General features: G+C 69.1%; 34 protein-coding genes and 1 pseudogene. 23 read left to right on the forward strand and 12 right to left on the reverse strand.

Annotated elements, in window-relative coordinates; genetic code table 11:
- Positions 1-209 precede the first annotated feature (209 nt).
- Complete coding sequence (locus tag NF4_RS09390; RefSeq protein WP_063126916.1) at positions 210-785, reverse strand: TerD family protein; 576 nt, start codon at positions 783-785, stop codon at positions 210-212.
- 268 nt (positions 786-1,053) lie between these two features.
- On the opposite strand from NF4_RS09390, the gene NF4_RS37635 reads away from it, so the two are divergent.
- On the forward strand, positions 1,054-1,224 hold the full coding sequence (locus NF4_RS37635) for a hypothetical protein (protein ID WP_157120106.1): 171 nt from the start codon (positions 1,054-1,056) through the stop codon (positions 1,222-1,224).
- Between the two features lie 11 nt (positions 1,225-1,235).
- Here the strand turns inward: NF4_RS37635 and NF4_RS39135 are convergent, their stop codons facing one another.
- Both NF4_RS39135 and NF4_RS39985 read right to left on the reverse strand, forming a co-directional pair.
- A complete protein-coding gene (locus tag NF4_RS39135) occupies positions 1,236-1,712 on the reverse strand; it encodes an alpha/beta fold hydrolase (protein WP_063126917.1) in 477 nt (158 codons plus the stop codon).
- 154 nt (positions 1,713-1,866) lie between these two features.
- A pseudogene (locus NF4_RS39985) lies at positions 1,867-2,463 on the reverse strand (helix-turn-helix domain-containing protein); the annotation flags it as partial.
- Between the two features lie 246 nt (positions 2,464-2,709).
- On the opposite strand from NF4_RS39985, the gene NF4_RS09405 reads away from it, so the two are divergent.
- A complete protein-coding gene (locus tag NF4_RS09405; protein ID WP_063126919.1) occupies positions 2,710-3,591 on the forward strand; it encodes an NAD(P)H-binding protein in 882 nt (293 codons plus the stop codon).
- Positions 3,592-4,001: 410 nt separating this feature from the next.
- Positions 4,002-4,376 carry a hypothetical protein gene (locus tag NF4_RS37645; RefSeq protein ID WP_157120110.1) on the forward strand — a complete coding sequence of 125 codons (375 nt, stop codon included), beginning with the start codon at positions 4,002-4,004 and terminating at the stop codon, positions 4,374-4,376.
- Between the two features lie 115 nt (positions 4,377-4,491).
- Here the strand turns inward: NF4_RS37645 and NF4_RS09415 are convergent, their stop codons facing one another.
- Positions 4,492-4,986, reverse strand: coding sequence for a winged helix-turn-helix transcriptional regulator (locus tag NF4_RS09415; RefSeq protein ID WP_063126921.1), 495 nt, complete (start codon positions 4,984-4,986; stop codon positions 4,492-4,494).
- Positions 4,987-5,105: 119 nt separating this feature from the next.
- Here NF4_RS09415 and NF4_RS09420 point away from each other — a divergent pair, with 119 nt between their 5' ends.
- On the forward strand, positions 5,106-5,804 hold the full coding sequence (locus tag NF4_RS09420; protein ID WP_063126922.1) for a nitroreductase: 699 nt from the start codon (positions 5,106-5,108) through the stop codon (positions 5,802-5,804).
- A 20-nt stretch (positions 5,805-5,824) separates the two neighbouring features.
- Positions 5,825-6,031 (forward strand): hypothetical protein, encoded by a 207-nt coding sequence (locus NF4_RS37650; protein ID WP_157120112.1) that lies wholly within the window; start codon positions 5,825-5,827, stop codon positions 6,029-6,031.
- A gap of 293 nt (positions 6,032-6,324) precedes the next feature.
- On the opposite strand, the gene NF4_RS09425 is transcribed toward NF4_RS37650, so the two are convergent.
- Together NF4_RS09425 and NF4_RS09430 are read right to left on the reverse strand one after the other, a co-directional pair.
- On the reverse strand, positions 6,325-6,696 hold the full coding sequence (locus tag NF4_RS09425) for an MmcQ/YjbR family DNA-binding protein (RefSeq protein WP_063126923.1): 372 nt from the start codon (positions 6,694-6,696) through the stop codon (positions 6,325-6,327).
- A gap of 88 nt (positions 6,697-6,784) precedes the next feature.
- Complete coding sequence (locus NF4_RS09430) at positions 6,785-7,534, reverse strand: TetR family transcriptional regulator (RefSeq protein WP_063126924.1); 750 nt, start codon at positions 7,532-7,534, stop codon at positions 6,785-6,787.
- 50 nt (positions 7,535-7,584) lie between these two features.
- Here NF4_RS09430 and NF4_RS09435 point away from each other — a divergent pair, with 50 nt between their 5' ends.
- On the forward strand, positions 7,585-8,535 hold the full coding sequence (locus tag NF4_RS09435) for an NmrA family NAD(P)-binding protein (protein ID WP_084532995.1): 951 nt from the start codon (positions 7,585-7,587) through the stop codon (positions 8,533-8,535).
- Between the two features lie 208 nt (positions 8,536-8,743).
- On the opposite strand, the gene NF4_RS09440 is transcribed toward NF4_RS09435, so the two are convergent.
- On the reverse strand, positions 8,744-9,601 hold the full coding sequence (locus NF4_RS09440) for a sulfurtransferase (protein WP_063126925.1): 858 nt from the start codon (positions 9,599-9,601) through the stop codon (positions 8,744-8,746).
- 308 nt (positions 9,602-9,909) lie between these two features.
- Positions 9,910-10,899 (reverse strand): endonuclease/exonuclease/phosphatase family protein, encoded by a 990-nt coding sequence (locus NF4_RS09445; protein WP_063126926.1) that lies wholly within the window; start codon positions 10,897-10,899, stop codon positions 9,910-9,912.
- Positions 10,900-11,205: 306 nt separating this feature from the next.
- Between NF4_RS09445 and NF4_RS38515 the strand changes: the two genes are divergently transcribed.
- The gene (locus NF4_RS38515; protein WP_198165277.1) at positions 11,206-11,691 is read left to right on the forward strand and encodes a hypothetical protein; all 486 of its coding nucleotides are present in this window, start codon (positions 11,206-11,208) and stop codon (positions 11,689-11,691) included.
- Between the two features lie 130 nt (positions 11,692-11,821).
- On the opposite strand, the gene NF4_RS09460 is transcribed toward NF4_RS38515, so the two are convergent.
- Positions 11,822-12,433 (reverse strand): TetR/AcrR family transcriptional regulator, encoded by a 612-nt coding sequence (locus NF4_RS09460; protein WP_063126927.1) that lies wholly within the window; start codon positions 12,431-12,433, stop codon positions 11,822-11,824.
- A gap of 101 nt (positions 12,434-12,534) precedes the next feature.
- On the opposite strand from NF4_RS09460, the gene NF4_RS09465 reads away from it, so the two are divergent.
- The 12 genes from NF4_RS09465 to NF4_RS09520 all read left to right on the forward strand — a co-directional run bounded on the left by NF4_RS09465 (position 12,535) and on the right by NF4_RS09520 (position 20,233).
- Entirely contained in the window at positions 12,535-13,914 is a 1,380-nt protein-coding gene (locus NF4_RS09465; protein WP_084532996.1) for a cytochrome P450, read from the forward strand.
- Between the two features lie 351 nt (positions 13,915-14,265).
- The gene (locus NF4_RS09470; RefSeq protein ID WP_063814540.1) at positions 14,266-14,841 is read left to right on the forward strand and encodes a hypothetical protein; all 576 of its coding nucleotides are present in this window, start codon (positions 14,266-14,268) and stop codon (positions 14,839-14,841) included.
- A 5-nt stretch (positions 14,842-14,846) separates the two neighbouring features.
- The gene (locus tag NF4_RS09475) at positions 14,847-16,052 is read left to right on the forward strand and encodes an SRPBCC family protein (RefSeq protein ID WP_063126929.1); all 1,206 of its coding nucleotides are present in this window, start codon (positions 14,847-14,849) and stop codon (positions 16,050-16,052) included.
- Positions 16,049-16,450, forward strand: a complete 402-nt coding sequence (gene gvpJ, locus NF4_RS09480) for a gas vesicle protein GvpJ (protein ID WP_063126930.1) — start codon at positions 16,049-16,051, stop codon at positions 16,448-16,450. Before NF4_RS09475 ends, gvpJ (NF4_RS09480) begins: the two co-directional genes overlap by 4 nt.
- Positions 16,450-17,241: a GvpL/GvpF family gas vesicle protein gene (locus NF4_RS09485; RefSeq protein WP_063126931.1), complete on the forward strand. Its 792-nt coding sequence runs from the start codon at positions 16,450-16,452 to the stop codon at positions 17,239-17,241. The genes gvpJ (NF4_RS09480) and NF4_RS09485 overlap by 1 nt, the downstream gene beginning before the upstream one ends.
- A 4-nt stretch (positions 17,242-17,245) precedes the next feature.
- A complete protein-coding gene (locus NF4_RS09490) occupies positions 17,246-17,512 on the forward strand; it encodes a gas vesicle protein GvpG (protein ID WP_063126932.1) in 267 nt (88 codons plus the stop codon).
- Entirely contained in the window at positions 17,509-17,838 is a 330-nt protein-coding gene (gene gvpO, locus NF4_RS09495) for a gas vesicle protein GvpO (protein ID WP_063126933.1), read from the forward strand. The genes NF4_RS09490 and gvpO overlap by 4 nt, the downstream gene beginning before the upstream one ends.
- A complete protein-coding gene (gene gvpJ / locus NF4_RS09500; protein ID WP_063126934.1) occupies positions 17,835-18,227 on the forward strand; it encodes a gas vesicle protein GvpJ in 393 nt (130 codons plus the stop codon). The genes gvpO and gvpJ (NF4_RS09500) overlap by 4 nt, the downstream gene beginning before the upstream one ends.
- Positions 18,224-19,015: a GvpL/GvpF family gas vesicle protein gene (locus NF4_RS09505; protein WP_063126935.1), complete on the forward strand. Its 792-nt coding sequence runs from the start codon at positions 18,224-18,226 to the stop codon at positions 19,013-19,015. Before gvpJ (NF4_RS09500) ends, NF4_RS09505 begins: the two co-directional genes overlap by 4 nt.
- Positions 19,012-19,203 carry a gas vesicle protein gene (locus NF4_RS09510; RefSeq protein WP_039829105.1) on the forward strand — a complete coding sequence of 64 codons (192 nt, stop codon included), beginning with the start codon at positions 19,012-19,014 and terminating at the stop codon, positions 19,201-19,203. The genes NF4_RS09505 and NF4_RS09510 overlap by 4 nt, the downstream gene beginning before the upstream one ends.
- On the forward strand, positions 19,200-19,505 hold the full coding sequence (locus tag NF4_RS09515; protein WP_063126937.1) for a gas vesicle protein K: 306 nt from the start codon (positions 19,200-19,202) through the stop codon (positions 19,503-19,505). The genes NF4_RS09510 and NF4_RS09515 overlap by 4 nt, the downstream gene beginning before the upstream one ends.
- Before the next feature lie 83 nt (positions 19,506-19,588).
- On the forward strand, positions 19,589-20,233 hold the full coding sequence (locus NF4_RS09520) for a LysE family translocator (protein WP_063126938.1): 645 nt from the start codon (positions 19,589-19,591) through the stop codon (positions 20,231-20,233).
- Between the two features lie 119 nt (positions 20,234-20,352).
- On the opposite strand, the gene NF4_RS09525 is transcribed toward NF4_RS09520, so the two are convergent.
- The 3 genes from NF4_RS09525 to NF4_RS39990 form a co-directional block, all read right to left on the reverse strand.
- Entirely contained in the window at positions 20,353-21,147 is a 795-nt protein-coding gene (locus NF4_RS09525) for an SDR family NAD(P)-dependent oxidoreductase (RefSeq protein ID WP_063126939.1), read from the reverse strand.
- A gap of 57 nt (positions 21,148-21,204) precedes the next feature.
- Positions 21,205-21,522 carry a DUF2795 domain-containing protein gene (locus NF4_RS09530; RefSeq protein ID WP_063126940.1) on the reverse strand — a complete coding sequence of 106 codons (318 nt, stop codon included), beginning with the start codon at positions 21,520-21,522 and terminating at the stop codon, positions 21,205-21,207.
- A gap of 91 nt (positions 21,523-21,613) precedes the next feature.
- Positions 21,614-22,324, reverse strand: coding sequence for a VldE C-terminal domain-containing protein (locus tag NF4_RS39990; RefSeq protein ID WP_063126941.1), 711 nt, complete (start codon positions 22,322-22,324; stop codon positions 21,614-21,616).
- A 295-nt stretch (positions 22,325-22,619) separates the two neighbouring features.
- Here NF4_RS39990 and NF4_RS09540 point away from each other — a divergent pair, with 295 nt between their 5' ends.
- Genes NF4_RS09540 through NF4_RS09555 form a run of 4 tightly spaced genes read left to right on the forward strand, consistent with a single transcriptional unit; the run spans position 22,620 to position 25,983 of the window.
- Positions 22,620-23,330, forward strand: coding sequence for a TenA family protein (locus tag NF4_RS09540; protein WP_063126942.1), 711 nt, complete (start codon positions 22,620-22,622; stop codon positions 23,328-23,330).
- Positions 23,327-24,349 (forward strand): ABC transporter substrate-binding protein, encoded by a 1,023-nt coding sequence (locus NF4_RS09545; RefSeq protein WP_063126943.1) that lies wholly within the window; start codon positions 23,327-23,329, stop codon positions 24,347-24,349. Before NF4_RS09540 ends, NF4_RS09545 begins: the two co-directional genes overlap by 4 nt.
- Positions 24,327-25,181 (forward strand): ABC transporter permease, encoded by an 855-nt coding sequence (locus NF4_RS09550; RefSeq protein WP_063126944.1) that lies wholly within the window; start codon positions 24,327-24,329, stop codon positions 25,179-25,181. The genes NF4_RS09545 and NF4_RS09550 overlap by 23 nt, the downstream gene beginning before the upstream one ends.
- A complete protein-coding gene (locus NF4_RS09555; RefSeq protein WP_063126945.1) occupies positions 25,174-25,983 on the forward strand; it encodes an ABC transporter ATP-binding protein in 810 nt (269 codons plus the stop codon). The genes NF4_RS09550 and NF4_RS09555 overlap by 8 nt, the downstream gene beginning before the upstream one ends.
- The last annotated feature ends 108 nt before the right edge of the window (positions 25,984-26,091 follow it).

Here is a 26,091-nt window from a genome sequence, read left to right on the forward strand (position 1 = left end):
GGACGTCTCGACCACCTGGGTCCCGTCCGTCACCCGGTCGTGCCGACCCTGCTTCGTCGAGCTGGATGCGACTGTGACGGCGACACCGGGCGCGGCGAAGAACCAAGATCGTCGAGCCCCCGACCGATCAGCGGTTCGGTGACATGGCCGACCGGCAGCCCCGTCACCGTGATCCCGAGCCGGGCGCCCGAAAGCATCTCGACGGGTGGTCAGACGTTGACGCCGTAGTCGCGGGCGATCCCGGCGAGCCCGGAGGCGTAACCCTGCCCGATGGCGCGGAACTTCCACTCGGCACCGTGGCGGTACAGCTCGCCGAACACCATCGCGGTTTCGGTGGAAGCGTCCTCGGACAGGTCGTAGCGCGCCAGTTCCGCGCCGTTGGCCCGGTCCACCACCCGGATGAACGCGTTGCGCACCTGGCCGAACGACTGCTGCCGGGCATCGGCGTCGTGGATGGACACGGGGAAGAAGATATTGGTGATTGTCGGCGGGGTGGCCGCCAGATCGACATGGATCACCTCGTCGTCGCCTTCGCCCGCACCGGTGAGGTTGTCGCCGGTGTGCTCGATACTGCCTTCGGGGGAACGTAGGTTGTTGTAGAACACGAAGTGCTGGTCGGACACCACTTTCTGGTCCGGGCCCGTCGCGATGGCGCTGGCGTCCAGATCGAAGTCGGCGCCCGTGGTCGACCGCACATCCCAGCCCAGACCGACCGCCACTGCGGTCAGGTTCGGCGCCTGCTTCGACAGCGAGACATTTCCGCCCTTGGCGAGACTGACACTCATTTCGGCTTCTCCTGCTTCTCGAGACGTCATCGGCTGTCCGGTACCGCGGTCGTCGGGGCGGACGCGGTGGGGCGTTGTTCGCTGCCCGGTGTTCGCGTGACCGGCCGTCCGGATACCTGCGCGAAGGTCGCCCGGCGCGGACACCGGTCACGGCTCAGCGCGCGCGGGGTGCGCGGCACACCGGGCGTTCGGTGCCGGTGACGCTACGCATTTGCCGAGTCCGCGGACATACATCCGACACTAGTCGGCGGCGTCGTAGAGCTGGTAGTTGGTGCTGGACCGTATCGACGACGACCTGAAACTCCTGCACGCCGCCGCGGAAACCGCTCCGGCCGAGATCCACGGCCTGCTGACGGTGATCAGTGCCCGCATCCACTCGCTGATCACGGTGGCGTTGCAACTGCCGCCCGATATTCCGGTCCAATCGGGCGGCGGATGAACCCGCCGCGGTCAGCGTAGGAAGGGGACGATCTCGGCGAGCAGTGCGTCGGGGCGGTCGAGCGGGATGATGTGGCCGCACTCCGGGATCAGCCGGCCGACGAGATCGTCGGCGACCGTGCTCAATTGCCGGTGCAGTGCGCTACCCACGCTGTCGGCGCCCAGGGCGAGAGTCGGTACGCGCAGCCGGGAATCGGCGACCGCGGTGGCGATCAGGCGCGCGTTCTCGGGCATGGCGCGGTAGTAGGCGAAGCCGCCGCGCAGCGCCTCGGGTCCGGTATACGCGCGGATGACGGCCTCGCGCAGGTCCGCTGGAACACGGTCGGGCCCGGTGGTGCCCGCGGTGAGGAACCAGTCGATGTATTCGGCCTCGTGACCCACCAGAACTGTTTCCGCGAGACCGGGCACCGCGTGGAAGCCGAACCACCAGGGTGGTCCGGCGGCCAGGAATTCCTCCGCACCGGGCAGGGGAGCCAGCAGGGATTCCATCAGACGGAGAGGTAGGGCGGCCGGTCGGTGCCACGCTTTCGCATTCTCGAGGAGGGTGACGACGGCCGGCCCACTGCACCGGTACCGGCCAGCCCGGCCTCGACGGCCGGCAGGGCAGTACCGGAAGCCGGGTGCCGTCCACGAACGACCTCGGGGAAACGCCCATGAGAGAACGGAATTCGGCGGCCATATGGGACTGGTCATAATAGCCGGCACCGGCGGCCAGGTGTGACCACGAGGAAGTTCCGGCCGCGGCGAGCACCCTCCGGACCCGGTCTATCCGGGTGTAGTGCTTCGGGGAAACGCCGATCCCGGCGGTGAAGAGGTTGCGCAGCTGGCGTTCGCTCACGGCGAGGGCACCGGCCAGCGCGGGGACCGTACCGCCGGTGGGGTCCGCGGATACGGTGTCGACGGCGGTCCGGAGCAGAGTCCGATGCAGCCGCTGAGTCGGGCTCTCCCGGATACGTCGCGGTAGCCGCTTTTCCAGGTAGGGCAGCAGCTCGTCGTGGCGCAGCTCGGCGAGTTCGGCGGCGAGGCCGGCCGCCGGGCCCGGTAGTTCGGCGAGGCGGACGACCCGGTCGGTCAGGTCGTCGGCGCCGACCCCCAGCACCGGCCCGGTAGCGCCCGGCGCGAGCCGCAGCCTGAGGCAACCGAGGGGTTTGTCCGCGGTGGCATAGGACGCCCGGGTGCGTGGTCCGAGGACGAGCGGGTCGCGCGAGCCGTAACCCTGTTCGGTGCGTAGCACGATCATGGTGGTGGCCCACGGAATATGGGCGAAGGGTACGGCGAAGTTGCGGTTCGCCGGAATGCGGCCGAGTTCGGTGAGCCACGGACGCAGGGACGGTGGGGCGGGCGTCGTGGTCTCGGTGAGGTCGGTGGTCACGGACGGCAGCTTCGCCGGCGGGATGGTCACTCTACGAGTGTATGCAGGTCAGGATGCTCCGATTGTGCCGAAATCTCCTATCGGTCCGGCCCCGGGCGAGGGCACGGTGGTGCCATGATCCTGATCACCGGTGCCACGGGCACCATCGGCAGCGAGATCGTCCGGCAGCTGGCCGCTCGCGGCGAACGAGTTCGTGCTGTCACCCGCAATCCCGATACGGCCTCGGTTCCCGACGGAGTGGAGGTCGTCCACGGCGATTACACCGACATGCCCGGCGTGGCCCGCGCGATGAAGGGCGCCGAATCGGTATTCGTCCTCGGTGTGCTCGGGCCGGAACACATCGAGACCGACCGCGCGCTGATCCGGGCGGCCCGCGACGCCGGAGCCCGCCGTATCGTGAAGTTGTCCGCGATCGGCACCGGGGACCCCGAACTCGGGCGGGTGGGGACCTGGCATCTGCCCGGGGAGGAAGCCGTTCGCGCCGGCGGCGTGGACTGGACGGTCCTGCGTCCCAGTTCATTCGCCTCGAACACTCTCGCCTGGGCGAGCGCGATCCGCGCCGGGCTCCCCGTCTCGAACCTCACCGGCTCCGGCGCGCAGGGAGTGGTCGACCCGCGCGATGTCGCCGCCGTCGCCACCGAAGCGCTGCTCTCCTCCGCGCATACCGGTCGGATCTACACGCTCACGGGCCCGGAACTGCTCACCACCCACGACCAGGCCGCCACACTCGCCGCCGCGCTGGGACACCCGGTCGAGGTGGTCGACATCGCCGAGAGTGCGGCCCGGGAACATATGCTCGCCGCCGGGGCGACCACGGAATTCGCGGACGGGGCGCTGGCAGGTCAGGCTTTCGCCCGGGCCGGCGGCAACGCCGTGGTGACCGGCGATATCGCCGAAGTCCTCGGCCGGCCGGCGCGCACCTACGCCGACTGGGTCGCCGACCATGTTCCGGCGTTCGGTGACGTGCCGGCGGTGCGCAACTGGCGTTCGTACTGACGCGGGTCGCGCGGGGCGTCGTCGTCGCCGGTCCGCGGGTGCGTCGCGGCCGCGGTGGGAAATATATCGTCCGGGCGCCGGGCGCAATGGTTTTAATTGCGATGTTTCCGATCGCGGCAATTCTGGTTTCGGTTGTGTGAACGGTGGGTGAGGTGTCATGAGTACCCGGTCGGGGGATGGCCGCAGGTCGATTTTCGATACGATTCTGATCGTCGGCGCGATCGCGGTCCCGGGTGCACGTAGTCGAACAACTTATGCGCGTACGGATTTCACGATGGAGTGGATTCCGGATCGGCGGCGGGACCGTAGCAGCCACCGATCCGAATGTGCGGACGGGAATTCGTCACCGAATTTTCGATCCGCGGGATCTCGATTATCCGGGACCATTCGATCGAGAGAAAGTTGACGCCGTGACGATCGATGACGGCGCCGTTCCGGGCCTGCGAAATATAAATGGCGATAACGACCACGATTCCGCTGTTCCACTGATCGAGCGAATTTCGGCGGGCGAACCCTACGCGCTGGCATGCGGTGGGCAGGGGGCACCGTGGCTCGATGCCTTCACGGAGGTGTGCGACGACCATGCCTCCACCGACGAGATGGCCGTCCTGGTGGTCCGGGCGGCGAGCCCGCTGGCGGCGGTGGCCGCACACCTGCTGGTGGCCCGGCCTCTGGGCTTCGACCCGCTCGGCTGGTCCCGGCAGGCCCGGCGGGGGCGGCCGGGGCGCGTCCGGGGGAGGCGGTGCTGCGCTCCGCGGCCGTCTCGGTGTCCGGTGTGCTGTTGACCCAGCTCGCCGGACTGCGAGCTCTGGAACAAGCAGGCCCGCCGTTCTCGTCCTCGCGGCCGGTCCGGTGCCGCGGGGGCGAGGGCGGACGTTCGTCGTATCCGGGGCCTGCCGGTCAGGCGCCCCGCGCCGAGCCGGCGCGGGGGCCGGGCGCGGCGACCTCCGCGGTCATGCCCGGACCGGGTACCGGCGCGATATCACGGGCGGTGACATGCTCGCCGCATTCGTCGCAGGCCAGGGTCACATGTGCTTCGCCGCTGCAGTCGCGGTGCATGAAGTGCACCGGCGGGCCGTCCGGGGCCATATAGCGGTCGCCCCAATCCCGGAAAGCGATGAGAACGGGGTACAGGTCGTGACCCTTGGGGGTGAGGCGGTACTCCTCGTAGACGCCGTCGGCGGTCTTCTGTTTGACCAGGATCTCGTGCTCGACCAGGCGGTCGAGACGGTCCTGTAAGCGGCCGCGCGGGATACCCAGTGCGGCCTGGAACGCGTTGAAGCGCCGGACCCCGTTGAAGGCCGTCTTGAGTACCAGCAGGGTCCACCGGTCCCCGAGAACCACTAGCGGCCGGGTGATCGAACAGGGGAAATCAGCGAGTTCTTCGTATCGCACGCTCCCATTCTACGGAGCCCGATCCTGGCGGTTCCAAAATGAGACCAGCGCTGCTAAAGTCCAGTCTTGAATTGGAACTGCCTATCCAGTGCACAAATGAATTGCGAGGGGGCCATCCCGTGACCTCGACAGATGTCGACACCCACCAGTACGAGACCTTGCGCACGATCCTGGACCAGCGATGGGCCTGCCGGCAGTTCCTGCCGGATCAGGTTCCGCACGAGGTGATCGAACGACTGCTGACCCTGGCGCTGCGTACCCCGTCGTGGTCGAACACCCAGCCGTGGCAGGTGGTGGTCACCGAGGGTGCGGCCACCGACCGGTTCCGCGACGCCCTGGTCGCGCATGTCCGGTCCGGCGCTCCGGCCACCCCGGATCTGGCGCATCCCGCGGGGTTCTCCGGCCCGTACCGGCAACGGCGCAAGGAGTCCGGAATCCAGCTCTACGAGAGTCTCGGTATCGGGAAAGGGGATGCGGAGGCGTCGCTGCGCCAGTTCGTGCGCAATTTCGAATTCTTCGACGCACCGCATGTCGCGATCATCTCCACCGAGGACGAGCTGGGACCCTACGGCGCCATCGATACCGGCCTGTTCGTCAACACGGTGCTGCTGGCCGCGCACTCCCTGGGCCTGGCGACCATCCCGCAGGCCTCGGTCGCCTCGTACTCTCCGTTCATCCGCGACTATTTCGGCCTGCCCGGCACCCGCAGGGTGCTCGCCGCGATCTCGTTCGGTTACCCCGATACCGAGCATCCGGTGAATTCGTTCCGTACCGCCCGGGCGGATCTCGACGAGATCGTGACCTGGAAAACCGACTGAGCTCCACGAGAGGAGCGGTGATGGTGACAGCGGCTTCGACAGACGGGGGCACAGTGGCCGGGCGCATCCCGGACGGTCCGATGCTGGACCGGCTCATCGGTGCGGCGATGGGAACACCGGAACTGGATTTCTCCCTACGGACCCGTTTCGCGGCCCGCGGGATCTACGCGTTCACGGCCACACTGTGCCTGGCCGCGGCGTTCGCTCTGGTGCGCCGGTACCGCTGAGTCCGGTGCGGGAAATCGGTGGTGCCGGGTGGCCGACGTGCCACCCGGCACCGCTCGTGTGTGGGTGGGGGTTACGGGAAGGCAGTAACCCTGCTGCTCGGGCCACGCCACTCCCATGCACGCCATCTGGTGCGCGCCCTGACTTCATTACCCGAATAGTCTTGTCCCGCAGTCGGTTCGGACCACCTCACGGCTGCACCGAGCTCGCCGCGCAGTGGGCCGGTCCACTTCTTCTGCGGCCTGAGCCCGTAACGCCACACCTGCCGGGCGTGGTTGCCCGGGGGCTGCGGCCGCTACCCGGGGCCGGTTCCGTCCAGCCGGGCCACCAGTGTCTTCGGGGCGACGGTGCGGTAGGCGTCGACCACGATCTCGCCGATCTCCACCCAATCGACCGGTACATCCAGATAGACCCCGAGCCAGCCGCGGTGCCCTACATAGGGCGGGCGGAAGAATCGTTCGGGTTCGGCGCTCACCATGGCCTCTTGGGCGCCGGGCGGCGCGGCGCACCAGAAACCCGGTCGATCGCTGTGATGGTGATCGGCGTAGGTGACGAAGGTCTTTCTCCCCCGGATGAACCAGGTGGGTGCGCCGTGGCTGATCCGCTCGGAGGTCTCGGGGAGCGCAGTGCACAGTCCGCGCAACCTGGTCAGTGGCGTTTCGGCCATGGCGTCACCCTAGCAATGTGCACCGACGATTTTCGTAGCACGCCGCCGACCCGTTCTGCTGATTCTTTGTAGGTACGGGCGGTGATGCTCAGGTGCCCGTCCGCCGACGGTATCCGCGCTGTCGGCAGGTCGGCCCGCAGTAGCGAGCGGGCCGGCCGGTGGTCCGGTCCCGCAACCGGGTACCGCATTCCGCGCAATGCCGGCCGCGCCCGGTTTCGTGACGACGCGGTATCGCGCTGTCGCGGAAGTCGGCTCCTTCCGTGACGGTCGTGGTCCGCACGACATCGAGTAATTGCCGGACGAGCCGGGCGCCGCGCGCCCGGCTGCGGTGCGCCGACCGGATCGCGGCGCCGCCGACGGTCAGCGCGGTCAGATCGGCGACCTGTACCTCGGCGTCCACCGCACCGGCCCGTTGCGCGTTGTGCAACAGGCGCCGCAACGCCTCGTCGAACTGTCGCGCCGCGGTCGTGAGCAAGGCATGCGGCCAGCTCTGATCAGCGGTCAGCGCATCGCAGATCTGTTTGCGGCCCGCGGTTTTCTCGATCACCTCGAGCAGGAAACCGAACAGCGCGTCGCCGGGCGCGGCCGATCCGGCCCACCGGTCGGCCGCCCGGGCGAGACTCGCGACATGTTCGGCGAGTACCGCCTCGATCAGGATCTCCTTACTGGGGAAATGCCGGTACACCGTCCCGGCGCCCACGCCCGCGCGCTGGGCGATCCGGCCGATCGATACCTCCGGCCCGTCCTCGGTGAACACCCGTACGGCGGTCTGCAGGACGAGCTCTCGATTGCGCCGGGCATCGGCACGCTCACTGTTGGGCGCGGGTAGTGCTGTCATGTCACGTAATCCTTGTCCGGGAAAGGGAAACGGGCGAAGTATTCCGGATCATGTCAGTATCCACATTCGACGGAACGGACGCCGTGCGCACCGATTCCGATTCTCCGATTCTCGTCACCGGTGCCACCGGCCGGCAGGGCGGCGCCACCGCGCGGCGCCTGCTGGCCGCGGGCCGGCCGGTGCGTGCCCTGGTCCGTGATACCGAGGCCCCGGACGCGCTCGCACTGGCTGCCGCGGGCGCCCGGCTGGTGCGCGGAGATTTCGACGACCTGTCCGGCCTGGCGCCCGCACTGGAAGGTGTCGCCGGCGTATTCGGCATACCGCCCGTGGCGTTGGGGCCGTCCGGCGTCGATACCGAACTCGAGGCGGCGCGCGGCCGGGCGCTGATCGATGCGGCGGTGGCCGCGGGGGTCGAGCAGGTCGTGTTCAGCACGGTGGCCTCGACCTCGGCGCCACTGCCGGGCGGGGCCGGGAAGCGGGCGATCGAGGAGTATCTCTTCGACAGAGTCGCCGTGCCGACGGTGCTGCGACCGGTCCGGTTCATGACCAACTATCTGGGAGTCGCGGTGGCCGGTATCGACGGTATATCTCGTGGGGTGCATCGGCATCTGTTCCCACCCCACGAGCCGATGCAGATCATCGCGGTGGAGGATATCGCCGAATTCGCTCTCCTCGCCTTCACCGACCCCGCCCGTTTCGCCGGACGCACTCTGGAACTCGCGGGGGACCAGCCGACCCCGGTCGCGGCCGCCGCCGCGATCAGCGAGGCCACCGGTATCGCGGTGCGGTACGAGCAGGTCACCGACGACGAGGCTGCGGCGCTCGGCACCGAGATCGCCGCGGTGCGGACGAGTTGGCGCGACGGTCACCGCTGGCACGCCGATATCGAAGCTCTCCGCGTGATCCACCCCGGCCTGCGCACCTTCGGCGACTGGCTCGCCGAACCCGGCGCCACCGTGCTCCGGGATCATCTCACCGCCGGCGTCGAGTCCGTGCGGTAGACCCCGGACGGCCCGGGGTGCTCGTCGGCTCTCGTGGCGCCGCACCGGCTTCCGCCCGGGCATCGACCGCGCCGGTGCCGGCCTTCGCCCCGACCGGCCGGACGCGTTACGCCTTCGCCGGGGCGCCGAGGTCGCCACGACGGTGCTCGGTGTCGTGAGCGCTGGCGCGGTGCGCCGGAGCCGCGACCGTGACACCGAACCTGTGGGCTCAGGCCTCCGGCGCCGACGGGTCGCCGATCTCTACGGGATTGGACGGATCCGCGCTCCACTGAGACCAGGAGCCGGGAAATAGGCTCGCGTCCCGCCCCGCCGCGGTGAGCGCGGCGACGGCGATCGCGGCCGTCACGCCCGAACCGCAGTAGACCGCCGGGTCGCCGGCCGGATACCGGGCGAGGATCTCCTCGTCCGGAAGGAACCGGCCGGACTCGTCGAGCAGGGCCGTCGCGGGAACATTGCGTGCGCCCGGGATATGGCCGGCCACGGGATCGACCGGTTCGTTCTCGCCCCGGTACCGCTCCGGGGCCCGGACATCGACGAGCGATCCCTGTGCGGCGATATCGGCCAATTCCTCCGCCGTCACGACATCGCGCGCACCGGTGTAGAGGTCCGGCCGGGTCACGGTGACGTCGCCGGGCGCCGGGATCACCTGGCCGCTCTCGAGGGCGCCGCCGAACTCCCGCCATGCCGGCAGACCGCCGTCGAGGATGCGGACACCGGGCAGTCCGGCGGCGGTGAGCACCCACCAGGCGCGCGCCGAACCGGCGCGATTCCAGTCGTCGTAGACCACCACCGGGACGCGGTCGCGGACGCCCCAGGCCCGCAGGCTCCGTTGCAGTGCCGCACCGTCGGGTAGCGGGTGGCGCCCGCGGCCGGTCACCGAGTGATCGGACAGTTCGCTGTCCAGGTCGACGTAGACGGCGCCGGGCAGATGGCCGGCGCGGTACTCGGCACGCCCGTCGGGGCGGTCCAGCCGCCACCGCACATCCAGCAGCGTCACTTCGGTTCCGGACGCGAGCGTCGCCGCCAGTTCGGCGGCGGTAGTGAACACTTCGGCACGAGTAGTCATCGAATGGTCTCCACCTCTGCGGCTTACCGTCACGGGCTGTCCGCCACGGGCGACCGGTGCGGATCGGTCGGCGACGGCACAGCGGATGCTAGCAGCGGTCCGAGCGGGTACCGGCTGCCGCGATCCCGGCGTCGCGTCGTGACCGTCCTGTCATGATTCGAATCTGCGCGAGGCGAACTCGGCGCCGCGCAACGCCACGGCGGGGAAACGCGAGGCCGTGGTGGTCGTCACCGACGGGCCGGCAACCGGTCGGGCGACGGACGGAACTGTGCGCGAGCTACGGGCGGGCGCAGCTGTTCGCCGGTAGCTCATCGGTGGCCGGCGGAGCCGGTGGTCTGTCCATCTTCCCTCGACAGCTGGATCCGAGCGACCAGGGCCCGGTGATCCGCGCCGGGCAGGCCCACTGTCTCGACCGCCACCGCGCGGCCGCCCGCGGTCAGAATGTGGTCGATGCCCACCAGCGGCGGCCACCGCTTATCGGTCGGGTAGGTGACCAGGTGCCCGCCCCCCGCCTGCACGGCGGCGTCGGCGAACCGGCCCGCCGCGAGCGCGCGGTACTGCGCATGATCGTAGGTCGCGTTGAAGTCACCGCCGACCAGCACCGGCCGGTCCGCGGGTGCCCGTTCGAGGATCGCGCGCAGCCGCGACAACTCGTCCGCCCACACCGGTGTCCCGTACACCGGTGGTACCGGGTGGAACGCGTACACCGCCACCGGCCCGATCTCCGGGATCGCCGCGGTCGCCGAGAGCTGGTTCAGCACGAATCCGTCGTACTCGACGGTGTCGGAGAGCGGGTGGCTGCTCCAGATCCCGGTTCCGGCCGCGGTTCGGCCGGGGGAGAGGTATCGATGGGGCAGCGTCTCGTCCAGTCCGGCCCGGCCGAGTGCCGCGACCGCGGCCGGGGTGAGTTCGTCGACGGTGAGTATCTCGACCTTCCGGGCGCGCACCTCGTCGACCAGCGCTCGCGGATCCGCGCCGTCGAAGAGGAGATTGGCCTGCATCACGGTCACCGTGCGGCCGTGGCCGTCATCCTCACCGCCGGTGTAGAGCGGAGCCTGTGTCCAGATGCCGGCGGCGGCGACCACACCGGCCAGCCCCACGCCGCCCCAGCGCCGTCCGGCGGCGAACACCGCCACCCCGACGAGCGCGGAACCCATCAGATACGGCGCACCCGCGGCCGCGAGCACGAGCAGGCGGGAACTCGAGCGACTGAAGTGCAGACCCACCCCGGCGGCTCCGGCGAGGGTGGCCGCCCAGGCCAGTGTCCCGATACCCACTCGAACCGGATTCCACGTCATATCCGACAGCCAAGCACACGGCCCACGCCGCGAATCCGCCGCTTCGGCCTTCGGCGCGGGCCGGTCGGCTCGGCCGGGTACGCGCTGCCGGCCCGGCGTCGGACGATACGTGGGAGGCCGCGGCTCGCGCGCAGTTCGAGCAGGCGGTCGCCGCGTCACCCGGCGACCCGCCCCGGACGCCACCCCGGCCCGGACCAAGTGATCAGGAATCGAGAAGCGCAGGTCACAGGGCCGCCATTACCGTCGTCCGCATCGACATTCGCACGGCAGAGCGCCGGACCGCGAATTTCTCCCGAGGAGGACGTAATGAACTGGAACGGGCCGATCCGGCGGACCCACCGCACGCTGGTGCCGATCTTCACGGCGACCCTGGTGATCACCGTGGTCGTCCTTGCTGTGCAGGGTCCGGAGTGGGTGTCCTATCTACCGCTTCCGCCACTGGCCTTCCTGTTCCTGTCCGGCGTCTATCTGTTCGTGCGACCTCTTGTCGCGGCCCGGCACGGTGGCGCGGCCGCGGACTCCGCGCGGCGGGCGGACGCGGGATCGCCGGGTCGGCCGGCCGCGTACCGCATCCGGCAGCTGCACCGCTGGTCCGCCGTCGCCTTCACACTGACCGTGTTGGCGACGATCGTCGCGCTGTCGCTGCCGGAGCCCATCGTCTGGGTCTCCTATCTGCCGCTGATTCCGCTCGCCCTGCTCTTCTTCTCCGGGCTCTACCAGTTCGCCCTGCCGTACCTCGGGGCGCGCCGCCGCTCCGCCGAGGTGACGGGCCGGCGGACCCCTGTGGCCTGACGCGCTCGTACCGGATCACCGAGAGCCCGTCGTCGACGTCGCTTCGCTGCGCCGCTCGAACGCGCCTGCCCCGAGCGTTCGGACGAGGCCCGCCGCACGGGCACCGAGCGAATCGGCGTGCGCACCGGCCTCAGCGGTAGAGGCCGACCAGAGCGCGTGCGGCCGCGTCGACGATCTCGTCCGCGGACGCCCGCAGGGTGCCGTCGAGCCAGGCGGTGACGAGTTCGGCCATACCGCCGACGAAGAGCAGGCCGGCGGTTTCGTCGGCGTTCTCGCTGCGGTCGCGCGGACCGAAGAATTCCCGCGCCTCCAGCGCCGACTGATGGGCGAGGTGGCGCAGGAGTTCGGTCCGGCGCCGGCGCAATTTCGGTACCGCGACCGATTCCACGATGGCCACCCGGCCTTTGCGTGGATCGTCGAGCAGCTGCTGGACGAATGCGCGGATCGAGGCCTGGGCGCGCGCGGCCGGGTCCGCGCCGGCGTGCTCGGCGGCCCGCCGGCTGTTCTCCTCGATCTCCGCCGCGATCCCGTCCATCACCGCTTCGAGCAAGGCGTCGAGCCCGGAGAAGCTTTCGTAGAAGTAGCGCTCGCTCAGTCCCGCCGCGGCGCAGACGGCGGTCATCGTGGTCCGCGTGTCCGGGTCCGCCCATACGGTCAGGCCCGCTTCGAGTAGCCGGGCGCGGCGTTCGGCGGCGCGATCGGCCGCGCTGACGCCCCGGTAGACCCCCGATTGCACGGCCACGTCCTCAGCATGCCACAGGAATCGGCGAGCCAAGGTTGACAGGATGCCCTTCCTGAATCAGGCTGGACGTGACCACCGCCACACCAGCATGAGGTGAGCAGATGAAGGCCGAGGCCCTGGAGCCACGCGAGGAAGCCGCTACGACGGGGCCGGCGGCCACGCGGCCGATCCCGGTCCAGCACCGCGACGACCGCGGATTACCCCTGCTCGGGCAGGTGCTGGAGTACGCCAAGGACCCGGTCGCGCTGTGCCGCGGCCGCTGGGAGCGCTACGGCCCGGTCGCGCCCTTCCGCGCGCTCGGTAAGAACGCGGTGATGTTGCTCGGGCCCGATGCCTGCGGCGCGGCACTACAGAACAAGGACAAGGCGTTCGCCAACGAGCCGGCCTGGTCCGAACTCGTCGGCCCGTTCTTCCACCGCGGTCTCATGCTCATCGATTTCGAGGAGCACCTGGCGCACCGGCGGATCATGCAGGAGGCATTCACGAGAACCCGCCTCGAGGCCTACACCCAGCGCCTGCACCCGGCCATCGAACAGGGGGTGGCGGCCTGGGAAGAAGGCACCGAGTTCCCGTCGTACTGGAAACTCAAGCAGCTCACCCTCGATATCGCCGCGGATCTGTTCATGGGCGGTGTGCAGGACACCGGGCAGGCCGAGATGGACCGCATCAACAAAGCGTTCATCGCCTGTGTACAGGCCGCCGCCGGGATCGTCCGGATCAACGCGCCGTTCACCCGGTGGGGCCGGGCCTATCGCGGCCGCAGAGTGCTCGAGGACTTCCTCCGCCACTACCTGCCCGCCAAACGCGCCCGGCCGACCGACGATATCTTCTCGGTGCTCTGCCACGTCGAGAACGAGGACGGCGAGCGGTTCAGCGACGACGACGTGGTCAACCATATGATCTTCCTGATGATGGCGGCCCACGACACCTCCACCATCACCACTTCGACCATGCTGCAGTACCTCGGGCAGCATCCGGACTGGCAGGAGCGGTGCCGGGCCGAGGCGCTCGCGCTCGGGCCGGCGCCCTCGATGGCCGAGCTGGACAAGCTGGTCTCGATCGATCTGGTGATGCGGGAGGCGCTGCGCCTGCGGGCCCCGGTCCCGGTGCTGGTCCGGTACGCGGTGAAGGACACCGTGGTCGAGGGCGTTCGTATCCCCGCCGGTACCGATGTCATCGTGGGTGTCCAGTTCACCCATCTCATGGAGGACTACTGGACCGATCCGCTGTCCTTCGACCCCGACCGGTTCGGTCCAGAACGCCGCGAGGACAAATCGCACCGCTTCGCGTGGGAACCGTTCGGCGGCGGTGTACACAAATGCATCGGAATGTATTTCGGGGGTCTGGAGGTGAAGGCGATCATGCACAGGTTGCTGCGCGAGTACCACTGGACAGTCGATCCCGGCTACATGCCACCGATGGACTACCACTCGCTGCCGTTCCCCAAGGACGGCCTGCCTATCACCTTGATCCGCAACTGAATCACCGGCGGTCCGCCGCCCGGCGTCGCTTCCGGCGGAAGTCTCACCGCGGGGGCGGGACCGCGACTGCGCACTGTAGGCGAATACGAGTTCCCGCGGTGGCGCGCTGGTGCGCGTTGGGGCCGGTCGTGCGCGACCGCCCGAGCGAATGTCGGATGAAGGGTCGCTACGGGGTCTCGCCGGTTCGCCGCCGTGTTCGTTTCTTGCCCTGTACGCCTATCGACCATGCGGGTAACCAGGAATACGCTGGAGATCGTCCACCGTACCGTGGTCTATCCCATTTCTGGGGTCTCTGGTCTCGGCCGCTCCCGTCGTGAGGTGTAGCGGTACCCGAGGCGGCGAGGAGTGAGCATGAAAGGCGGAGCAAGAATTGCGTTAGGGGTGGGAATCGGATATTTCCTGGGTCGTACCCGCAAAATGCGCTGGGCGATGGGACTGGCCGGCGCGGCGATGTCCAAACGATCCACGGGGCTCGCGGGTGAGCTACTCGAACGCGGCACATCGACGCTGGGTGGCTCCGCGGAGCTGACCAAGATCACCGATACTGTGCGGGGCGAGCTGCTGGGGGCGGTCCGGTCGGCGGCCGTGACCGCGGCGAGCAACCGCCTCGATGCGCTGAACGAGCGGCTGCAATCTCCCGTGCCGGACGAGGACGAGGACGGCGGTGGTCGACGGCGGGCCGCCGCGGCGGCGGAGGACACCGAGCCGGAGCCCGATGAGACGGACGAAGAGCTCGACGAGTCCCCGGACGAAGAAGAAGCCGAAGAACCCGCGCCCCGGCCGCGTGCCCGCCGGACGACCGCGGCCAAGTCCTCCCGTTCCGGTACCCGGTCGTCGGGCCCCGGGGAGAGCGGGAAGACCACGACGCGTCGGCGTCGTGCCACGGCCGATACCGACGAAGCGCCCGTACGGCGCACGAGGCGGTGACAGCGATGGCGAAAGTATTGCGCGATACCGCCTCGGGAGTCGGAAAGGCCGCCACCGGCACCGCCGGCCGGGCGACCGGCGCCGCGAAATCGGCCGGTTCGGCCGCCCGGAAGACCGCCGACCAGGCGAATCCCGGCGATCTGCTCCGGCAGTCGGTGCAGAATCTCGCCGGAACCCTCGCCCAACGTGCCGTGTCCGGTCTGTCCGGCGGGGTGTCGGGTGCGGCCGGCCGGTTGAACGAATACGCCGAAGGCCAGGGCGGCAACCTGCTCGCGGCGCTGACAGGCGTCGAGAAGCTCTCCGAGGGCGCCTCCCCGATGCGAGCGGCCATGAGCGCGGGAATGAGCAAAGTCGGGCAATCGGTCAAGGACACGATGTCGTCTGCCAAGGATGCGCTCACCGGTGGGGGCGGCAAGGGCGGCAAGGGCAAGAAACTCAAACTGGCCAATATCGTCGAGCACATCGATATCGGTGCCGGGGTCGAGCTCGTCTACGACCAGTGGACCCAGTTCGCGGAATTCCCCAAGTTCACGAAGAAGGTGGAACAGGTCGAACAGGTCGCCGACGAGAAACTCTCCTGGACCGGGCGCGTGTTCTGGTCGCGGCGGACCTGGGAGTCCACGATTCTCGAACAGGTGCCGTTCGAGCGGATCGTCTGGCGATCCAAAGGGGCCAAGGGCTATATCGACGGCGCGGTCACCTTCCACGAGCTGGGCCCGAATTTCACCCGGGTCCTGGTGGTTCTGGAGTATCACCCGCAGGGCTTGTTCGAGAAGACCGCCAATATCTGGCGCGCGGCCGGGCGCCGATGCCGCCTGGAACTCAAGCATTTCGAACGTTATGTCATGACCGAGGCGGTGCTGCGTCCCGACGACATCGTGGGCTGGCACGGGGAGATCCGTGACGGCGAGGTCGTCGAGGACGACGAGACCGCGCGGCGCAGGGAGCAGGAGAGCGCCGAGGACGAGGGCGCGGAGGACGAAGCCGGCGAGGGCGAGGAACCCGCCGAGGGCGAAGAAGACCACGAAGAAGACGGCGAAGAAGAGGAAGAAGACGAACTCGACGAGGACGAGGACGGCGAGACGGAGGAGGATTCGGCTGAGGAGGATACCGAGGACGAGGCCGAATCGGAGCCTGCTCGCCGCCCGGCCGCGCGGCGCCGCGCTGCCGCGCCACGCCGTTCCCGCGAGAGGCGAGGAGCGCGGACATGACCATAGAACCCGCGGGCGGCGGCGGTAGCGGCGCGGTCGCCCGCCCGAACTCATCCGGCCTGGCCGAGGTCATCGACACCATCCTCGACAAAGGACTGGTCGTCGACGCGTTCGTCCGGGTCTCTCTGGTCGGCATCGAACTGGTGACCATCGACGCCCGCGTGGTGGTCGCCAGCGTCGACACGTATCTGCGTTTCGCCGAGGCCGTCAACCGTCTGGAGATTTCCAGTAACGAGCCCAAGGGACTCACCGACCTCGTGGGCGATGTCACCGAGGGGGCGGCCGAGCACAAGACGAAAGGCGCCATCGAAGCGGCGGGGAAAAAGGTGCAGGACTTCCTCGGGGACGTGCAGGACCAGCGCCAGACCTCCCGTGCCTCCAAACGAGGGGAGCGATGATGTCCACCGCGAGCACCACAACCGGAAGCGATCGCGACCAGCGGACCGGGGTGTACATCTATGGCATCGTGACCGCCGATGTGGAGCCGGAGCCACACGCTCGGGGGATCGGTGACCCACCCGCCGACGTCGCCGTCGTACGGCACGGCGATATCGCCGCCCTGGTCAGCGAGGTCTCGCTCGACCGCCCCCTGGGCATGCCCGATGATCTCACCGCGCACGCGCGCCTGCTGGACGGGACGGCGGCTGTCGCTCCGGTGCTGCCGCTGCAGTTCGGCGGTGTGGTGACCGATACCGAAGCGGTGGAGAAGGAACTGCTCGCCCCCAACCACGAGCAGTTCCGCAACGCGCTCGACGATCTGGAAGGCCGTGCCCAGTACGTGATCCGGGGACGCTACACCGAGAACACCGTGTTCCAGGAGATCTTGGACGAGAATTCCGACGCGGCACGATTGCGCGCGGAGATCCGTGACAAACCCGAAGAGGCCACCCGGAACGAGCGAATCAGATTGGGCGAGATCGTGAACCAGGAGATCGAAGCCAAACGCGCCGCAGACACCCGCCGGGTGGCGGCCGCTCTGAGCGATCTCGATCCGACCGTGCGGGAGCGTCAGCCCACACACGAAGAGGAGGCGGTGCATCTCGCCGTGCTGCTCGAGCTGTCCCGGGAGGACGATCTGCTGCAAGCGCTGACCGAGCTCGGCGAGGAATGGGATGGACGGGTCCGGCTGGAGCTACTCGGCCCGATGGCGCCCTACGATTTCGTTACTGTCGGCGAACCCGCGGGGTGAAGACATGGGACTGCTGTCGTCGATCGTCCTGTTGCCGCTGGCTCCGGTCCGCGGGGTGATCTGGCTGGGTGAAGTGATCCAGGAGCAGGTCGACCAGCAGTGGCGAAGTCCGGCCGCCGTCCGGCGCGATATCGAGGACATCGAGGAAGCCGCCGCGGCCGGCGAGATCTCCGAGGACGAGCGGGACCGGGCGTTGCGGGAGGTTCTCTCCCGGATCAGGCGTCCCGCCGGCGGAGCCCCGCCGTCCGGTGAGAGGAGAAGGTCGCCATGAGCCGCAGGTCGGCCGCCGAGAATGCCGCGGATGTCGATCCGGATCCGGACCAACCTCTGACCGCCAGGGAGGCCGCGGCGGCGGCGATCGAACATCTGCGGGAGCTGACGTCGAAATCGGTGGAGGGGGTGACCTCGATGGAGCCGCTCGAGGACGGCCGGCTGGTGGAGATCGAGGTGCTCGAGGACCACCGCATCCCCTCGTCGGCGGATATGCTCGCGCTCTACGAGGTGGAGATCGACTTCGACGGGAATCTGCTGGCCTACCGCAGAACCGCGCGCTACGCGCGCGGCAGCACCGATATCGGCGGAAGAGGCCGGCGATGACGGTGGTCGGAGGTGGTGGGTCCTACGAGCCGCAGCCCTACGGTGGCGGGCATCAATCGACCAACCTCGCCGATATTCTCGAACGCGTCCTGGACAAAGGGCTGGTCATCGCGGGCGATATCCAGGTGAACCTGCTCGATATCGAATTGCTCACCATCAAACTGCGACTGGTGGTCGCGTCCCTGGAGACCGCCAAGGCCGTGGGTATCGACTGGTGGGAGACCGACCCGTGGCTCAACAGCAAGGCCCGGACGCTCGAGCGGCAGGATCGTGACCTCGAACTGGAGAACCGCGAACTACGCGACCGGATCGCCGAGCTCGAGGCCGGACGGGGACGTCGCGAAGCCGTCGAAGAGCGGCGCGAATCGCAGGAGAGCGATCCGCCGTGACGACCAGCGGGACCGGTGTCTGGCTGTATGCCGTGACGGCGGCCGCGGCTGCCGCCGCGGGGTTCGACGGGCTCACCGGAGTGGCCGGTGAGCCGATCCGGGTCGTGATCTCCGAGCCGCTCGCCGCGCTCGTGGGTTCGGTACCGCTCGAGGTGTTCGGGGCGCAGCCGCTGAGCCGCAACCTGGAGGATCTGGACTGGCTGGCCGCCACCGCCCGGGCACACGATGCGGTGGTCTCCGCCGCGGTGCGCCGGGCCCCGTCGGCACCGTTGCGGCTGGCGACCGTTTTTCTCGACGACGAGCGGGTGCGTGAACTGCTCCGGGACCGGCAGGCGGATCTGGAGGCGGCGCTGGTTCTGGTCACCGGTCGCACCGAATGGGGCGTGAAGGTCTACGGGGATCGCGCCGCACTCACCGCGGCCGTGGCCGAGGCCCGCGCCGAGGACACCGCGAAAGGCGCGGGCGCGGCCTATCTTGCCCGCCGCCGCGCTCAGCTGTCCGCGCAGGAGACCGTGGAACATGATGCTGCCCAGCGTGCGGAGGTCATCCATACCCGGTTGAGCCGTCGCGCCGCGGCCGGTCGCCGTCAGCCGACCACCGATCCGGCGCTGAGCGGTCGCAGTGATTGGATGGTGCTCAACGGGACCTACCTGGTCGACGACGAACGCGCCGAGGATTTCGCCGCGGCCGTCGACGCGCTCGCTGCCGAATTCCCCGGTATCCGGCTCGAACTCACCGGCCCGTGGCCTCCGTATTCGTTCGCGGGTGTGGAACGCGAGCCGCGGTGAACAGCGTCGACAGCGAGCGCCGCATCGCACTGGTCGACCTGCTGGACCGGGTGCTGGCCGGTGGCGTCGTCGTCACCGGCGATATCAAGCTCGCCATCGCTGACGTCGATCTGGTCCAGATTTCGCTGCGGGCGCTGATCTCCTCCGTCAGCACCCTGTACGGTCCCGGGCAGGAGCCACCCGGATGACCGAATTCGACGGTATCTCCCCGCGTATCGACACCGATCCCGAAACGGTGGAACGCGGCCTGGTCACGCTCGTCCTCACGCTGGTGGAACTGCTGCGTCAGCTGATGGAACGGCAGGCCCTGCGGCGGGTCGACGCCGGCGATCTGAGCGAGGACCAGGTCGAGCGTATCGGCACCACGCTGATGCTCCTCGAACAGCGAATGGACGAGTTGCGTGAGCATTTCGGCCTCACCCCCGAAGACCTCAATATCGATCTCGGCCCTCTCGGGCCGCTACTTCCGGAGAACCCCTCCGGCAGGTGACCGGAACGGGTCTGCCGGTCATCGAGTGCCGGCCCACCTGTTCCGGGGGCGCGCACCCGCCGCCCGGGGCATAAAATTCGCAGATGGTTCCCGCCGCCAATCTGCTCGCCTTCATGGCCGCCGCCACCCTCATCGTCGTGGTTCCCGGGCCCGGCGTGCTGTTCACCATCGGGCGCGCACTCACCCTCGGGCGCCGCGCGGCGTTGATCTCGGTCCTGGGCCACTCGCTGGGTGTCCAGATCGCCCTGCTGTTCGTCGCCGTGGGATTGGGCGCGGTGCTGGCGGCCTCGGCCACCGCCATGGCGATCGTCAAGGTGGCGGGTGCGCTGTACCTGATTCATCTCGGGGTCCAGTCCATCCGGGAGCGGAAGGCGCTGCGCGAGGTGCTGGGCGCGCCCGTGGCACCGGCGAGTGGGCGCCGGGTGTTCCGGCAGAGCGTGGTCGTCGGTGTCACCAACCCGAAGGCGATCGTATTCTTCGCGGCGGTGCTACCCCATTTCGCCGATCAGGCCGCGGGCTCGCTCCCACTGCAGTTGCTGGTGCTGGGCTCGATTTTCCTGGTGATCGCGCTGGTATGCGACAGCGCCTGGGCATTGCTCGCCTCCGCGGCGCGCAACTGGTTCGCGCGGTCGCCGAAGCGCCTGGAGGCGGTCGGGGGCGCGGGTGGGGCGCTGATCGTCGGGCTCGGCGCATCGGTCGCGGTGGAGCAGGGCGTCTCCGGTCGCTGAACACCGCGCGAGCCGTACTCACCCGCTGCGGCACCCCCTCATCGACAGGGCCGCGGAACCGATATCGCACCAGGCGATTCCGCGGTCGTGGCTCCACCCTCGGCGATCCGGGCGCGCGGTCAGGGGCGGTGGGGGAGCGCGGCGTTCATCACCCGGCTCGCGGTGACCTTCACCGAATCCGGCAGTACATGCGCGACCGTCGCCATCGCGCGGGTGCCCAGCGATCCACCGACGACCTTCTGTTTGTCCTGGAGCAGCGCGTCCACACCTTGTCGCGCCACCCGCGCCGGATCCTCCTTGGGTCCGCGACCCATCGGTGTGTCGAGGAGACCGGCGCGGCGGAAGAAGTCCGTATCGGTCGGTCCCGGCATCAGCGCGGTCACGGTCACCCCGGTATCGCGCACTTCCTCGCGCAGCGCCTCGGCGAAGGACTGGATGAACGATTTCGACGCGTGGTACACCGCCTGCCCGGCGCCGGGCATCATCGCCGCGACCGAGGAGGTGAACAGCAGTCCACCGGTGTCGCGCCGCACCATATCGCCCAGCGTCAGCTTGGCCAGGTGCACGGTCGAGCGCACATTGAGCGCGATGAGATCGAGTTCGTCGTCGAGGTCGGTCTCGGCGAAGTTGCCGCCGCGACCGACCCCGGCGTTGAGCGCGACCGCGTCGAGTGGCCGTTCGTCCTGGGTCGCCGCGGAGTACACCTGTTCCACGCCTTCCGGCGTGCGCAGATCGACTTGAACCGCGCGCACCTCGATCCCGGGGCGGCGGACTGTCTCGGCCGCGGTTTCGATCTCCGCGTCCTCTGCGGCCATGACCACGTCATAGCCGCGTTCGGCGAACACGGTGGCGAGTTCCAGGCCGATACCGCTCGAGGCGCCGGTCACGAGAGCGAGGGGAGGTGTCGTGGTCATCTGCGGCGGCTACCCAGGTTCCTGCGGATCATGCCACCGGGCCACGCCGGTATCCGGTCAGCTGTCGCGGTTGTATCCGAGTTCCTCGGTGATCGGGTTGGGTGGAACCTCTATCTCCTGCTCCGCCAGGCCCGGATGGTGGTGGGTGCGCCGTTGGGCGGCCCGGTCCGCCGGCGACCGCCGCGGCTCGAGGTTCACCGATTGCAGAACTTCCTGCAGATTGCCGTAGGTCTCCGGGGGGATCGCCTTCAGGGCGCGCACCGTGTCGTTGTCGGCGTGCGCCCTGGTCGCGCAGTGCACCAGCTCCGGTTTCTCGGCCGGAAAATCAGCGGCGGACAGTGCCGCCCGGACTCGGTCCGCGTCGGTTGCGACCATCGTCGTCCTCCTTGTTTCGCCTCGACGGTCGGGTGTGTGCGGTGGCGCGATACCCAGCCGGCCCGCCACTAACCCGAAACGCGGACGTGCGTCAGCAGGTCACGTGGATGTCGGCCGTCGAGTCGAACGAGACGTGTACGTGGTCGTAGTGATTGGCGGTGGGGTCGCCGCGATCCTCCATGTAGGACCAGCCGCTGCCGTCGTTGTACCGCTGCTGCCAGATCACATAGGTCACGCCGAAGCGCTCTTTGTTGGCCAGCACGAAGTCGGCGATCGCGTCGCCGCGGGCGGGATCGGAGGTCATGAAGTCGAGCGCCAGGCCCGCGCCGTGGTCGCCGTCGTAGCGGCCGTTGGCGCCCCCGATATCGCCGACGCCGAACGTCTGGTCGATCAGGTTGCCCACCTGCGCCACCTGCGGACGCGCACCGGCGAGTTCGGTGGAGCACGGGATGACAGGGGGCGGGGGAGGCGCATGCCGTTTCGCGTACCGGGCGGGCTCCGGAGGTCGCTCGGCCGTGGCTGCCGGCGCCGGCGTATCGGGCGTATTCGTCGTCGCCTCCGGAGCCCGGGCGATGCCGGCTACCGGTATCGGCGCCTCCGGCGCGTGCGTCGTCGTCTCCGCGGCCTTGCCGGGGCCGGCGGCGGGGACGGCGGCCGCGTCGACCGCGGCCGCGGCGGGTTGCGCATCCGGGCCGGGGCGCGCTGTTACGGACAGTGCGATCACCGCCGTTGCCGCGATCGCGCTTCCGGCCAGCGGAGCGATCTTTCGGGCTCGGGCCGGTTTGCGGTGTTGACCAGGCATAATGATGACTACTCGTAACGCTCGACGACAAGATCACTGTTAGATTACGAAATGGTCGCGGGAATGTCACGGTCGCTGACGCACATGGGTCACGGCCCGGCCGGTTCGTGCACGTCCGCGCAACTCCCCCGGCCGGGCGGCCACTTCCCGCGACCGGACCCCGGATACGACCTCCCGCCCACCGTGCGCCGATCAACTGTTATGGTCGGATTCGTTCTGACACGGGGTGCTCCGCGACTGCGGGGCTGAGAACATACCCGAGAACCTGTCCAGGTAATGCTGACGAAGGAATGTCTTGGCTGCACGCGCGCACACCACCGAATCCGGCAGATTCACCGAACACCTCTGGGATCGGACGAAAGATCTGCGCGGCGCCATCGATGAGCTCGAATTCCTGCGCCGGCTCGGCGACGGCACCCTCCCGCTCGAGGTGTTCCGCACCTACGTGGAGCAGGATTCGCTGTATCTCGCCGGTTATTCGAAGGTGCTGGCCCTCCTCTCGGCCAAGTCACCCGACGCGCAGGCCGCGCAGTTCTGGGCGGGTTCGGCCGCCACGGCGGTCGCCGTCGAGGCGGAACTGCACCGCGACCTCCTCGGCGACAGCCGGCTCCCCGCGCGGGAAGGCGAGCCGGAACCGTCCACGGCCTGCCTGGGATACGTCTCCTACCTCATCGCCACCGCCGCGACCGAGTCCTACGCGGTCGGCGCGGCGGCCGCGCTGCCGTGTTTCTGGATCTACGCCGAGGTCGGTCGTGATCTGGCCGCGAGCGCGGCCGCGGTCCTCGCGGCCGACCCCGGCCACCCGTACGCCCAGTGGGTATCCACCTACGGCGCCGCGGAGTTCCAGGAGTCCGCGGCCGCGGCCCGGTCGTTCGTCGACGCGGCGGCCGAGGCGGCGAGCGAGCGGGATCGCGCGGCGATGGCGACGGCGTTCACCGTGGCCACCCGGTACGAGCTGATGTTCTGGGATACCGCCCTGCATCCGCAGCCCTGGCCCGCCGCATGAGCGGCCGCCTGCGCCGCGTCCTCGCCGTCGCGGTCGCGACCGTGGCGGCGCTGTCCGCGCTCACCGCCTGCACCGCGGGGCCCGGCGACGGCGAGACCATCCGTTTCGCCCTGGACTGGACGCCGAACACCAATCACACGGGGCTGTTCGTCGCGCAGCAGCGCGGCTACTTCGCCGACGCCGGTCTGGATGTGCAGATCCTGCCGTACAACAACACCGCGGTCGATACGGTCATCGACGCCGGTAACGCCGAATTCGGTATCAGCACCCATAATTCGTCGACGTTCGCGCGGGCGTCGGGGGCGCATACGCTGTCCGTGCTCGCACCGCTGCGACACTGGGCGACCGGGATCGGGGTGAAGGCCGACCGCACCGACATCACCCGCCCGAAGGATCTGGACGGCAAGACCTACGCCGGTTTCGGCGACCCCGGTGAGGTGGAAGCGCTCCAGCAGGTGATCCGCAACGACGGCGGCCGCGGCGAATTCACCACCGTCACCCTGGGCACCTCGGCCTACGAGGCCGTCTATTCGGGCCGGGCCGACTTCACCGTCTCCTACCTCGGCTGGGAGGGCATCGAAGCCGAGCACCACGGCACCCCGATGCGGTACTTCCGCTACACCGACTTCGGTTTCCCGGACGCGTACGCCATCGTGGTCGACGCCAACCAGGACTGGCTGGCCGCGAACCCCGACCGTGCGCGAAAGTTCGTGCAGGCCCTGCAGCGCGGTTACCAGTTCGCCGCGGACGATCCGGACGCGGCCGCTCAGGACCTCCTCGCCGCCAATCCCGGCGCGTTCAACGACGAGGGCCTGGTTTTCGAGAGTCAGCGGATGCTGGCCGAGCAATTCATGAAGGGTCCCGACGGCCGGGTGGGCGTCCAGACCCGCGAGCAGTGGGCCGCGAATTCCGGTTTCCTGTACGAGAAGGGTCTGCTGACCGGTCCCGACGGCGCCCCACTGACCGAGGAGCCGGACTGGTCGAGCTACTTCACCAATGACTACCTCACGGCTTCCTGACAACTCCGAGCGAGCGGTCCCACCCGGGACGAATCCGGCCGCCCGGACCGCGCCGGGCCGATCGACCGGGATCCGCTGGGCACTCCCGTCCGTCGTGACGGTGGCGCTACTCGTCGTGCTGTGGCAGGTCTATGTCGAGGCCAGCGGTATTCGCCCGCAACTGTTGCCGTCCCCGGCGCGGGTCGTGGAGCAGGGGTGGGCGCACCGCGACGAGATCGGGATCCATGCCGCTGCCACCCTCCAGGTGACACTGGCCGGATTCGCGGTATCGCTGAGCCTGGCCTGGCTGCTGGCCGTGGTGGTCGACTTCTCGTCCTGGCTGCGTCGCGCGTTCGTGCCGTTGTTCGTCGCCTCCCAGACGCTGCCGATCATCGCGATAGCACCGTTGATGATCATCTGGTTCGGTTTCGGGCTGCTCCCGAAAGTGCTCGTCGTCGCACTCGTCACCTTCTTCCCGATGGCGATCGGGCTGATCGAGGGATTCGCCGCGGCCGACCGCGAGGCGGGCGCGCTGCTGCGCAGTATGGGAGCGTCCCGTGCCCAGGTGTTCCGTTATGTGCGGTTGCCGTCCGCGGTGCCGCGATTCTTCACCGCATTGCGGATCGGGATCACCTATGCGGTCGTCGGCGCGGTATTCGCCGAATACGTCGGCGCCAGCGAGGGCCTCGGCATCTATATGAGCCTGCAGAAGAATTCTTTCCGCACCGACCTGGTGCTGGCGGCGGTACTCGTGACCGCGCTGCTCAGTATCGCGCTGTACCTGCTGACCTTCGCGATCGAACGGCTCGTCGCACCGTGGTCCCGCGCGGAGAACAGGAGTCGGCGTGACTGACGCGCGCGGGCATCGGATCGCCGTCGACGGCCTCACCAAATCGTTTCCGCAGCCCGGCCGGGGCCGCCCCGACCGGCCGGTCCTCGGCGGTGTGTCGTTCACCGCGCAACCCGGTGAGTTCGTCTCCGTCATCGGTCCGAGCGGCTGCGGCAAGAGCACTGTCTTCAATATGCTGGCCGGCCTGGAGACCCCCGACTCGGGCAGTATCCGTTTCGGTACCAGCGACGGAGAACCGACGGCACCGCACTGCGCCTATATGCCGCAGAAGGATCTGCTGTTCCCGTGGCGCACGGTCCTGGACAACACCGTCCTGGGTCTCCAGGTGCACGGCGTCCCGAAACCGGAGGCCCGGCGCCGGGCCCGCGAACTGTTCCCGGTCTTCGGGTTGTCCGGATTCGAGGACGCCCGCCCGTCTCAGCTCTCCGGCGGTATGCGGCAGCGGGCGGCGTTGCTGCGGACCGTCGTCCAGGAGCGCGAACTGCTGCTGCTGGACGAGCCCTTCGGCGCACTGGACTCGCTGACCCGCACCGAGATGCAGTCGTGGCTCCAGGATGTCTGGCAGCGATACCGGTGGATGGTGCTGATGATCACCCACGACATCCGGGAGGCGGTGTACCTGTCCGATCGCGTGATCGTCCTGTCGGCGCGCCCGGCCACCGTGCGACGCGATGTGCGCGTCGATCTGCCGCGGCCACGCGAGCTGTCGATGATCACCACACCGGAGTTCGTCGCGCTGGAGCAGGAACTGCTCGACGTGCTCCACGAGGAGGCGCGCCACGCGCTGGCCCAGCGGGACACCTGAGGCTCACGGTTCGCCGCAAGAATTCCGGCCCACGGAAGCCCGTTCAGGGAGACAATCGTCGGACCGCCGGTAGATCCGCAGAATCGACTCCCGGCGCACGCGAGATCC

The organism is Nocardia fusca NBRC 14340 (assembly GCF_001618425.1).
Taxonomy (GTDB): Bacteria; Actinomycetota; Actinomycetes; order Mycobacteriales; family Mycobacteriaceae; genus Nocardia; species Nocardia fusca.